This window comes from Microbacterium gawkjiense (assembly GCF_031932225.1).
Lineage (GTDB): Bacteria > Actinomycetota > Actinomycetes > Actinomycetales > Microbacteriaceae > Microbacterium > Microbacterium gawkjiense.
In genome coordinates this window covers 213340-224753 of record NZ_JAUZVV010000001.1, presented here as the reverse complement: position 1 = coordinate 224753, position 11414 = coordinate 213340, and the positions used below count along the sequence as shown (strand labels likewise).

The following is an 11414-nucleotide window of genomic DNA, read 5'->3' as shown; positions in this document are numbered from 1 at the left end:
GGGGGTCAGGGGCCATCGCGTCATGTCGTCGGACCGCTCAGCGCGCGGCGACGGGGACGCGCACCGAGCGCACCACCGAGTCGAGCACCGACGTCACGAGGTCGGCGCCGCCCCGGCCGCGCGCCATCGCGCCGCCGCGGGCGGCGATGAGGCGGTGGGCGAAGACGGGTTCGAGCAGCGTCACGAGGTCGTCGGGGATCACGTACTCACGGCCCTCGAGCGCCGCCCACACCTTCGCGGCGCGGACGAGCTGCAGCGTCGCGCGCGGGCTCGCCCCCAGCCGCAGGTCGCTGTGCTCGCGCGTCGCCCGCGAGAGCGCGACGGCGTACTCCTCGACGGCGGGGGAGACGTGCACCGAGCGCGCCCACGCGATGAGGGCGGCGACGCGTTCGGCCGAGATGACGGGACGGATCGCGTCGAGCGGGTTGGCGGTGTCGCGCTGGCGGAGCATGAGCGCCTCGTTCGCGGCATCCGGATATCCCATCGAGATGCGCATCATGAAACGGTCGCGCTGCGCTTCGGGCAGGGCGTAGGTGCCCTCCATCTCCATCGGGTTCTGAGTCGCGACGACGAGGAACGGATCAGGGAGGCCGCGGCTCGTGCCGTCGACCGTGACCTGGCGCTCCTCCATGGCCTCGAGGAGGGCCGACTGGGTCTTGGGCGACGAGCGGTTGATCTCGTCGGCGATGACGACGTGGGCGAAGATCGCCCCCGGCTTGAACTCGAACCGCCCCTCGGACTGGTCGTAGACGCTCACACCGGTGACGTCGCTCGGCAGCAGATCGGGAGTGAACTGGATGCGGCGTACCGTCGCCCGGATCGAGGCGCCCAGCGCGCGGGCCAGCATCGTCTTACCGACCCCGGGCACGTCCTCGATGAGGAGGTGCCCCTCCGCGAGCAGGCACACGAGCGCGGCGCGGACGGCGTCCGGCTTGCCGTCGATGACCTGCGACACCGAGGAGATGAGGGCATCGGTGGTCTCGGCGAACACCGCGGCATCCACTCCGGTCGCTGCCCGTGACGTCGAAGCGCCCCCCGGCGCCGTCATCGTCGTCTGGTCGTCGGTCATCCGTCCCCCTCACGCGGTCGGCGCATCAGCGCGCCCGACCCGATGCTAACCCGCCCGTCACGGGCGGGCGCCCGACGTCGGGTAGACTTGCAGCAGCTCTCCGCGAGACGGCATCCAGGCCAACTCCCCCAGGACGGAAACGTAGCAAGGGTAACCAGGCTCTGCCGGGTTCGCGGAGAGTCTTTCTTTTGCCCGGCGCCTCCCAGCCCGCCCATCGGCCGCGACCCTAGGCTGGGAGCGTGGCTCAGAGCATCTACATCACCTCCGCGGAAGGTCACTCCGGGAAGTCGACGATCGCCCTCGGCGTGCTCGACACCCTCAGTCGCCGGTCGCCCCGCGTCGGGGTGTTCCGCGCGATCGCGCGCTCGACCGAGGAGCGCGACTACGTGCTCGAGATGCTCCTCGACCATGACGGCGTCGACCTCGGCTACGACGAGTGCATCGGGGCCACCTACGACGAGGTCCGCGCCGACCCCGAGGCGGCCCTCGGCCGCATCGTCGAGCGGTACAAGGCGGTCGAGGCCCAGTGCGACGCGGTCGTCATCGTCGGCAGCGACTACACCGACGTCGGCAGTCCCGCCGAGCTGGGCTACAACGCCCGCATCGCGGCCAACCTGGGCGCGCCCGTCCTCGTGGTGCTGTCGGGGCAGGCCGCCGACGGCGAGCGGCAGACGGATGCCGGTGGGCTGACACCCGCACAGGTCGGCAACCTCGCGACCCTCGCGCTGTCCGAGATCACCCACGAGCGCGCCGGCATCTTCGCCGTCGTGGTCAACCGCGCCGACCCCGCGCACCTCGACGACATCGTCGCAGCCGTCCGCGCCGTCCCCGCCGCAGCGGGCGACATCGGGGTCTGGGCGATCCCCGAGGACGCATACCTCGTGGCCCCGTCGGTCGGCGACGTCGCCCGTTCGCTCGGCGCGACGCTCGTGAAGGGCGACGAGGCGCTGCTCGACCGCGAGGTGCTGCACGTCGTCGTCGCAGGAATGTCGCTCAACAACGTCCTGCCGCGGCTCGAGGAGGGCGCGATCCTCGCCGTGGCCGCCGATCGCACCGAGGTGCTGCTGGCGGCGCTCCTGGCCAACGCGTCGGGAACCTTCCCCTCGCTGTCGGGCATCGTCCTCTACGGCCCGTTCGAGCTCCCCGAGCACGTCGAGCGCCTCATCGACGGCCTCGACTCGAACCTCCCGATCCTCGCGACCGATCAGGGCACGTACGAGACCGTGCGCGGCATCATGAGCGCCCGGGGCCGGCTGGCCGCGCACTCGCAGCGCCGGTACGACACGGCCCTGACGCTGTTCGAGCAGCACGTCGACACCGACGATCTCCTCCGACGCATCGGCCTCGCGAGCTCGCAGGTGGTCACGCCCCTCATGTTCCAGTACGGGCTGATCGAACGCGCCCGGCGCGAGCGTCGCCGCATCGTGCTGCCCGAGGGCGGCGACGATCGCATCCTGCGCGCCGCCGCGACGGCCCTCGCGCGCGGCATCGCCGACATCACGATCCTCGGCGAGCCCATCGAGGTGCACGCGCGTGCCCTCGAGCTGGGTCTCGACATCCGCGCCGCCGAGGTGCTGAGCCCCTTCGACGCCGTCCACGTCGACAAGTTCGCCCGCGAATACGAGCGACTCCGCGCGCACAAGGGCGTCACGTTCCGGCAAGCCGCCGACACGGTCACCGACGTCTCCTACTTCGGCACGCTCATGGTCCACCTCGGCCTCGCCGACGGCATGGTTTCGGGCGCGGCGCACACGACGGCGCACACCATCCGTCCGGCCTTCGAGATCATCAAGACCAAACCCGGCGTCGACGTCGTCTCGAGCGTGTTCCTCATGGCGCTCGCCGATCGGGTGCTGGTCTACGGCGACTGCGCCGTCGTCCCCGACCCGACCGCACCGCAGCTGGCCGACATCGCGGTGTCGTCGGCGGCGACCGCTGAGCAGTTCGGCATCTCGCCGCGCGTCGCGATGCTCTCGTACTCGACCGGCGAGTCCGGGTCGGGTGCCGACGTCGAGAAGGTGCGCGAGGCGACCGCGCTCGTGCGCGAGCGTGCTCCGGAGCTCCTCGTCGAGGGTCCGATCCAGTACGACGCCGCGACCGACGCGGCCGTCGCGGCGACGAAGATGCCCGGGTCGGATGTCGCCGGTCGGGCGACCGTCTTCGTCTTCCCCGACCTCAACACGGGCAACAACACCTACAAGGCCGTGCAGCGCTCGGCCGGCGCGGTGGCGATGGGTCCGGTCCTGCAGGGACTGAACAAACCCATCAACGACCTCTCCCGCGGTGCCCTCGTCGAGGACATCGTCAACACGATCGCGATCACCGCGATCCAGGCGCAGAACGCGGATGCCGCGTCCCCGGAGGCCCGCGCATGACCCCCGTCCTCGTCATCAACAGCGGCTCGTCCTCGTTCAAGTACCAGCTCGTCGACGTCGCCACTGAGCGTCCCCTCGCTTCCGGCCTGGTCGAGCGGATCGGCGAGGAGTCGGGCATCGCGACCCACACCGTCTTCCTCGGCGGGGAGCGCGCCGCGGTCACGGCGACGAAGGCCACCTCGCGCATCGAGCGCGCGATCCCCGACCACACCGCCGGGTTCGCCGTCATGCTCGAGGCCTTCGCGGCCCAGGGGCCCTCCCTCCAAAACGCGCGCCCGGTCGCCGTCGGGCACCGCGTCGTCCAGGGCGGCGCCCGCTTCTTCGAGCCGACCCTCATCACCCCCCTCGTCGAGATCAACATCGACGAGCTGTCGGCCCTCGCGCCGCTGCACAACCCGGGGGCGCTGCAGGGCATCCGCGCGGCGCGCGCCGCCTTCGCCGACGTCCCCCACGTCGCGGTGTTCGACACGGCCTTCCACCAGACGATGCCGGCCGCGGCATACACCTACGCGATCGACCGCGAGACGGCGCAGAAGCACCGCATCCGCAAGTACGGCTTCCACGGCACGAGTCACAAGTTCGTGAGCGAAGCGGCTGCGGCCTTCCTCGGGCGGCCGCTCGCTGAGCTCTCGCAGATCGTGCTGCACCTGGGCAACGGGGCGTCGGCGACGGCCATCCGCGGCGGCGAGTCGGTCGACACCTCGATGGGGCTCACGCCACTCGAGGGGCTCGTCATGGGCACGCGCTCCGGCGACATCGACCCGTCGGTGCTCGGGGTGCTCGCCCGGCGCGAGGACATGGGCCCCGGCGAGCTCGACGCCTTCCTCAACAAGCGCAGCGGCCTCCTGGGACTCGCCGGCGCGTCCGACATGCGCGACATCGACACCCGCCGACGTGAGGGGGATGCCGACGCGCAGCTCGCCTTCGACGTCTACATCCACCGGCTCCGCGCCTACCTCGGCGCCTACCTCGCGCAGCTCGGCGGCGTCGACGTAATCTCGTTCACGGCGGGCGTGGGCGAGAACTCCGCCGTCGTGCGTGCCGCCGCCCTCGAGACCCTCGGCTTCGCCGGTGTCCACCTCGACGCCGAGCGCAACACGTCGGGTGAACGCGGCATCCGCGTCATCTCCACCGACGACTCTCTCGTGACGGTCCTCGTCGTGCCCACCGACGAGGAGCTCGAGATCGCGCGCCAGGCCCACGCCGTCGCGACGGCCTGACGGGCACGGCCGTTACGCTGGTCCGGTGACGATGGCTGAGCTTCCCGACCTCACCCGTTTCGACGGAGTCCTTTTCGACCTCGACGGTGTGCTGACCCCCACGGCCGAGGTCCACATGCACGCCTGGCAGAGCATGTTCACGGAGCTGTTCGCCTCGTGGGGCGTCGAGCCCGCCTACCGCGAGAGCGACTACTTCGAGCACCTCGACGGGAAGAAGCGGTACGACGGCGTCGCGAGCCTGCTGCGCTCGCGCGACGTCGAGGTGCCGTGGGGCGACCCGTCCGACGACCCCTCGGTCGACACGATCTGCGGGATCGGCAACCGCAAGAACGTCGTCTTCGAGCGCGTGCTGCGCGCCGACGGCATCGCGCCGTACCCGGGCTCGCTCGCCCTCGTCGAGAAGCTGCAGGCCGCCGGCGTCCCCATCGCCGTGGTCTCGAGCTCGAAGAACGCCCGCGAGGTCCTCACGGTCGCCGGCATCATCGACCGCTTCCCGGTCATCATGGACGGCGTCGTGGCCGAGTCCGAGCACCTCGCCTCCAAGCCCGCGCCCGACGTCTTCGCGCGCGCCGCCGAGCTGCTCGGGGTGGACCCCGCGCGCAGCGCCGCCGTCGAGGACGCGCATTCGGGCGTGCGATCGGCCGCCTCCGCCGGGTACGGTCTCGTGGTGGGTGTGGACCGCGGCGCCGGAGCCCAGGCGCTGCGTGACGCCGGGGCGCACGTCGTCGTGGACGACCTCGCCGTCTTCGCCTGACCCGCGGCATCCCCCTGTCGTCCTGACACCCGAAGAAGGACCCCCGCATGATCGATCGTCATCGTTTTCCCGTGGACCCGTGGCGTCTCGTCGAGACCTCGTTCTCGCTCGACGACGTCGGCGTCACCGAGACGCTGTTCGCCGAGGGCAACGGCTACCTGGGCATGCGGGGCAACCACCCCGAGGGGCGCCACGCGCACGAGCACGGCACGTTCCTGAACGGCTTCCACGAGGTGTTCCCGATCCGGCACGCCGAGCGCGCCTTCGGCTTCGCCGAGGTCGGGCAGACGATCATCAACGCGCCCGACAGCAAGGTCATGCGCGTCTACGTCGACGACGAGCCGCTCTCCCTCGACATCGCGGACCTCCGCGAATACGAGCGCGCCCTCGACATGCGCCGGGGAGTACTGACCCGCCACATCCGCTGGATGACCCCGAGCGGCAAGGACGTCGTCATCGATTACGAGCGCATGGTCTCCTTCGAGGAGCGCCACGTCGCCGTCATGCGCATCTCGGTCACGGTGCTGAACGCGGATGCCCCGGTCACGGTCAGCTGCCAGATGATCAACCGGCAGGACGGCCAGGACGTGTACGGCGGCCCGGGGCTCGGCAAGCAGGCCGAGGCCGGGTTCGACCCCCGCAAGGCCGACGGTTTCGCGAACCGGGTGCTGCAGCCCGAGGATTACTGGCAGGACGGCACCCGCGCCGCGCTGTCGTACAAGGTCACCGACTCCGGCATGACGGTCGCCGTCGTCGCCGACCACCTCGTCGAGACCGAGAACGAGTACTCGTCGCGCTCGCTCGTCGAGCCCGACGTCGCCAAGAACGTCTTCCGGGTGCAGGCGAAGCAGGGTGTGCCGGTGACGATCACGAAGGCCGTCGCGTATCACACCTCCCGCGGCGTCCCCGCGCGCGAGCTCGTCGAGCGCGCCCGCCGCACGCTCGACCGGGTCGAGCACGAGGGCATCGAGCGGCTGTTCGAGCGGCAGGAGGCCTGGGTGCAGGCGTTCTGGGAGCGGTCGGACGTGCTCATCGAGGGGCACGACGACCTGCAGCAGGCGACCCGGTGGTGCCTGTACCAGCTCGCGCAGGCGGCCGCGCGCGCCGACTCGCTCGGCGTGCCCGCGAAGGGTGTGACCGGCTCGGGCTACAGCGGCCACTACTTCTGGGACACCGAGGTCTACGTCCTGCCGTTCCTCGCGTACACGACGCCGCTCTGGGCGCGGAACGCGCTGCGGATGCGGTACCTCATGCTCCCGGCGGCCCGGAAGCGCGCGGGACAGTTGAACGAGGCGGGCGCGCTGTTCCCGTGGCGCACGATCAACGGCGAGGAGGCCTCGGCCTACTACGCCGCCGGCACCGCGCAGTACCACATCAACGCCGACGTCGCCTTCGCGCTCGGCAAGTACGTCCGCGCGACGGGGGACACCGACTTCCTGCACCGCGAGGGCGTCGACATCCTCGTCGAGACGGCGCGGCTGTGGGCGACCCTCGGGTTCTGGCGGTTCACCGAGACGGGCGAGCCCGAGAGCTTCCACATCCACGGGGTGACCGGTCCCGACGAGTACACGACGGTCGTCAACGACAACCTGTTCACGAACGTCATGGCGCGGTACAACCTGCGCTACGCCGCGCGCGTCGTGCGCGAGATGGCCGTCGACCAGCCCGAGGCCTACCGCGCGATGGTCGACCGTCTCGATCTCGATGAGGCCGAGCCGGTCGCGTGGCAGAGCGCCGGCGAGGCGATGCACATCCCGTACAGCGAGGCCCTCGGCATCCACCCCCAGGACGCCGTCTTCCTCGAGCGCGAGGTGTGGGACCTCGAGAACACCCCCGCCGAGCAGCGCCCGCTGCTGCTGCACTTCCACCCGCTGGTGATCTACCGGTACCAGGTGCTCAAGCAGGCCGACGTCGTGCTCGCCCTGTTCCTGCAGGGCAACCAGTTCACCCCGGCCGAGAAGCTCGCCGACTTCGAGTACTACGACGCGCTGACGACGGGGGACTCGACACTCTCGGCGGTCGTGCAGGCGATCCTCGCCGCCGAGGTCGGGTACCAGGACCTCGCGCTGGAGTACTTCCGCGAGTCGGCGTTCGTCGACCTCGGCGACCTGCACAGCAACGCGTCCGACGGCGTCCACGTCGCCTCCGCCGGCGGCGTCTGGACGGCGCTCGTCGCCGGGTTCGGCGGCATGCGCGATCACCGCGGGGCGCTCAGCTTCGACCCGCGCCTGCCCGCCGACTGGCCGTCGCTGTCGTACACGCTCCACTGGCACGGCACACGCCTGCGGATCACGGTCCGCCGCGACGAGATGACGGTCGCCGCCGGCGAGGGCGAGGCCGTGTCGTTCACGGTCCGGGGCGCCGGGTACACGGTCGCGGCCGGTGAGACGGTCACGGTGCCGCTCGAGGGTCAGGGCCCCGTGATCCCGGGGCGTCCGACACTCCGACAGATCGGGGAGCAGCTGCGCGAGGACGGCACACTGCTGTCCGCGTCTGTGCCCGACGCGACGGCGGCGACCTCCGTCCCGGTGCACACGGGCACGATCCCGATCGTGACCGCCGAGGAGCAGCCGACGGATGCCGGGGAGCAGGCGGCGCCCGAGCCCGACACCCGCACGCGGCAGTTCCCCGCGGTCGACGCGGGCGATGTCACCGCGACGGTCTGAACTCAGACCGTCGCGGCGGCGCGCTCGCGGACGATGGCGCGGACCGCGTCGCGACCGGCGCGGTTCGCGCCGACCGTCGACTGCGACGGACCGTAGCCGATGAGGAACAGCCGGGGTTCGTCGATCGAGCGGGTGTCGCGCACACGCACGCCGCCGGCGGGGGTGCGCAGCCCGAGCGGGGCGAGGTGCGCGATGTCGGCGCGGAACCCGGTCGCCCAGAGGATGACGTCCGCCGGCTCGAGGGTGCCGTCCGGCATCCGTACCCCATCCGGCTCGATGGCGGTGAACATGGGATGCCACACCAGGGCGCCCCGGTCCTTCGCCGCCTGCGCCCACGGTGACCAGTGCGCCCCGGTGACCGAGACGACGCTGCCCGGCGGCAGCCCCTGCCGGACGCGTTCCTCGACGCCGGCGATCGCCTGGATGCGCGCGGCTGTGTCGAACGCGACGGCATCCCACTGCGGTTCGGTGCGTGAGACCCAGAACGTGTCCGTGACGGCGGAGATCTCGTCGAGCAACTGGATCGCCGAGACCCCGGCGCCCACGATGACGACGCGTCGACCGCGGAACTCCTCGGCCGAGCGGTAGTCGTGCACGTGCAGCTGCCGTCCCGCGAACGACGCCTGCCCCGGGAAGGTCGGCCAGAAGGGCTTCCGCCACGTGCCCGTCGCGTTGATGACGTACCGCGCCGCCCAGGCGTGGGCGCCGTCGCTGGTGTCCGCCTCGACGATCAGCCGGCCGCGCGGGTCGTCGTCGGCCCGTCGGACGGCGCGCACCTGCACGGGGCGACGGACCGCGAGCTCGAACCGCGCCTCGTAAGCAGCGAAGTACTCCGGCAGGACCTCCCGGCTGGCCGCCCGCGGATCCGCCGGCGGCACGGCGTAGCCGGGGAGCTCGTGGATGCCGTTGACCGTGCCCATCCGCAGCGACGGCCACCGGTGCTGCCACGCGCCCCCGGCGTGCGTCTCGGCGTCCACGACGACGAACGTGGGCACCTCCGCCTCGGCGTCCCCGAGTGGGACGAAACCGCGGCGACGCAGATGGTAGGCGGCGCTGAGCCCGGCCTGCCCCGCGCCGATCACGGCGACGTCGACGGGCTCGGGGGACATGACGGCTGCAACGTGAGACCGACCCCGGCTGTTCCCGGTGCCCGGAGCCTCGGCGCCGGATCGGATGTCGGCGCCACGCCGTAGTCTGTTGTGGTGACCACCGCCCTGTACCGCCGCTATCGCCCGGAGACCTTCGGCGAGATGATCGGACAGAGCCAGGTGACCGAGCCGCTCATGACGGCGCTGCGCAGCGACCGGGTCGGCCACGCCTACCTCTTCTCCGGTCCCCGCGGCTGCGGCAAGACCACCTCAGCCCGCATCCTCGCGCGCTGCCTCAATTGCGCGCAGGGCCCGACCGACACCCCGTGCGGCGAGTGCGACTCCTGCAAGGAGCTCAGCCGCGGCGGCGGCGGTTCGCTCGACGTCGTCGAGATCGACGCCGCCTCGCACAACGGTGTCGACGATGCGCGCGACCTGCGCGAACGCGCCGTCTTCGCCCCCGCGCGCGACCGCTTCAAGATCTTCATCCTCGACGAGGCGCACATGGTCACGGCGCAGGGGTTCAACGCGCTCCTGAAGCTCGTCGAGGAGCCCCCCGCGCACGTGAAGTTCATCTTCGCGACGACCGAGCCCGAGAAGGTCATCGGCACGATCCGCTCGCGCACCCACCACTACCCGTTCCGCCTTGTCGCCCCCGCCGCCATGCTCGAGTACGTCGAGCAGCTCTGCGCCAGCGAGGGCGTGACGGTCGAGCCCGGTGTCCTGCCGCTCGTCGTCCGCGCCGGCGGGGGATCGCCGCGCGACACCCTCTCGCTCCTCGACCAGCTCATCGCCGGCTCCGAGGACGGCGCCGTCGGCTACGAGCGCGCGGTCGCCCTGCTCGGCTACACGCACGCCGAACTGCTCGACGAGGTCGTCGACGCGTTCTCGTCGCACGATGCCGCCGCGGCCTTCGGCGCCGTCGACCGCGTCGTTCAGACCGGTCAGGACCCGCGACGTTTCGTCGACGACCTGCTCGAGCGCCTGCGCGACCTCATCATCGTGGCGGCGACCGGCGAGGGCGCCCGCGCCGTGCTGCGCGGTGTGCCGGCCGACGAGCTCGAGCGCATGGGGCGCCAGGCGGCTGCGTTCGGCACCGACCGGCTCTCGCGGATCGCCGACCTCGTCGTCACCGCGCTCGACGACATGACCGGCACGACCTCGCCCCGCCTGCAGCTCGAGCTTCTCGTGGCCCGTGTCCTCGCCGCGACGGATGCCGGCGCGGGCGCCGCGGCCGCACCCTCGGCGCCCGCGCCGGTCGCCTCCGCGCCGGTCGGCGCCGCGCCGGCACCCGCCGCGGCGCCGGCGCCCGCCGCGGTGGAACCCCGCGCGACGCCCCCGGTATCCGCTCCCGCCGCTCCCGGCGCAGGGGCCGCCGCGGCGCCCGCCCCGTCGGCGCCCGAGCCGGCCCCGGCGGCCCTGCCCGAGCCGCCCGTCCCGACCGGGCCGGTGACGTTCGCGCAGATCCGTGACTCGTGGCCCGAGATCCTCCGCCGGCTCGAAGACCTCAGCCGCACGTCGTGGATGATCGCGAGCGCGTCCCGGCCGGTGGCATATGCGGAGGGCGACATCCTCACGCTGTCGTTCCAGAGCCACGCCGACGTGCAGTCGTTCAAGAAGCTGAGCGCAGGCAAGGGTCCGAGCGAGGATCTGCGCACCGCGATCCTGTCGGTGCTCGGCGTGCGGGTGAAGTACCTCACGCGGCACGACACCGACCCGACCCCGCCGCCGCCCGGCGGCGTCGGACCCGACGTCCCGCCCGCCCCGACGGCCCCGCCGGCCGCGACGCCCTCGTCCGGCCCCGGCGGCGCCGCTGCACCCGCGGCATCCCGTCCGCCGTCCGCCGCCCCGCGGACCGCCCCCGCGGCCGCCGCGCCCGTCACCGAGTGGGCGGTCGCTCCCATCCCCTCCGACGACGGTGCGCCCGCCGCGCAGTTCGCGGTCGACGAGGAGCCCGAGGATGCGGCCCCCGCGCCGGTCCGCACGCTCACCGCGCCGCGGGAGGGCGATGTCCTTCCCGCCGAGGCACCCGACGACGACGAGGACGACGTGCCGCCGCCGGTGGATGTCGACGCGCCCGTCCCGGTCCACACCCCACCGCCCACGCGGCTCGCCGCCGAGCCGACGCGGGCGCCGCGCCCGGGCGGCATCGAGCGGGTCGGCGAGGCGGCGGTCCGACAACTGCTCGGCGCCCGGTTCATCCGCGAGGAGCCGTACACGCCGCCGACGAGGTTCAACTGAT

7 protein-coding genes and 1 other RNA gene are annotated in these 11414 nt (G+C 72.3%); 6 read left to right on the top strand and 2 right to left on the bottom strand.

All coding sequences use genetic code 11. The annotated features are described in order from the left end of the window. Window positions 1–37 precede the first annotated feature (37 nt). Window positions 38–1069: an AAA family ATPase gene (locus tag Q9S71_RS01155; RefSeq protein ID WP_311860080.1), complete on the bottom strand. Its 1032-nt coding sequence runs from the start codon at window positions 1067–1069 to the stop codon at window positions 38–40. A 91-nt stretch (window positions 1070–1160) separates the two neighbouring features. Here Q9S71_RS01155 and ffs point away from each other — a divergent pair. From ffs to Q9S71_RS01130, 5 genes are all read left to right on the top strand, one after another. Beyond that, window positions 1161–1257: signal recognition particle sRNA small type (gene ffs, locus Q9S71_RS01150), an RNA gene on the top strand. A 51-nt stretch (window positions 1258–1308) separates the two neighbouring features. Beyond that, window positions 1309–3444, top strand: a complete 2136-nt coding sequence (gene pta, locus Q9S71_RS01145) for a phosphate acetyltransferase (protein WP_311860079.1) — start codon at window positions 1309–1311, stop codon at window positions 3442–3444. After that, window positions 3441–4664 carry an acetate kinase gene (locus tag Q9S71_RS01140; RefSeq protein WP_311860078.1) on the top strand — a complete coding sequence of 408 codons (1224 nt, stop codon included), beginning with the start codon at window positions 3441–3443 and terminating at the stop codon, window positions 4662–4664. Before pta ends, Q9S71_RS01140 begins: the two co-directional genes overlap by 4 nt. A 31-nt stretch (window positions 4665–4695) precedes the next feature. Further along, window positions 4696–5418 (top strand): HAD family hydrolase, encoded by a 723-nt coding sequence (locus Q9S71_RS01135; RefSeq protein ID WP_217531024.1) that lies wholly within the window; start codon window positions 4696–4698, stop codon window positions 5416–5418. Between the two features lie 47 nt (window positions 5419–5465). Further along, window positions 5466–8084 carry a glycoside hydrolase family 65 protein gene (locus tag Q9S71_RS01130; RefSeq protein ID WP_311860077.1) on the top strand — a complete coding sequence of 873 codons (2619 nt, stop codon included), beginning with the start codon at window positions 5466–5468 and terminating at the stop codon, window positions 8082–8084. Window positions 8085–8086: 2 nt separating this feature from the next. Here Q9S71_RS01130 and Q9S71_RS01125 read toward each other — a convergent pair whose 3' ends face one another. Beyond that, window positions 8087–9193, bottom strand: a complete 1107-nt coding sequence (locus Q9S71_RS01125; protein WP_311860076.1) for an FAD-dependent oxidoreductase — start codon at window positions 9191–9193, stop codon at window positions 8087–8089. A gap of 93 nt (window positions 9194–9286) precedes the next feature. On the opposite strand from Q9S71_RS01125, the gene Q9S71_RS01120 reads away from it, so the two are divergent. Next, window positions 9287–11413, top strand: coding sequence for a DNA polymerase III subunit gamma and tau (locus Q9S71_RS01120; RefSeq protein ID WP_311860075.1), 2127 nt, complete (start codon window positions 9287–9289; stop codon window positions 11411–11413). Window position 11414: the final 1 nt, after the last annotated feature.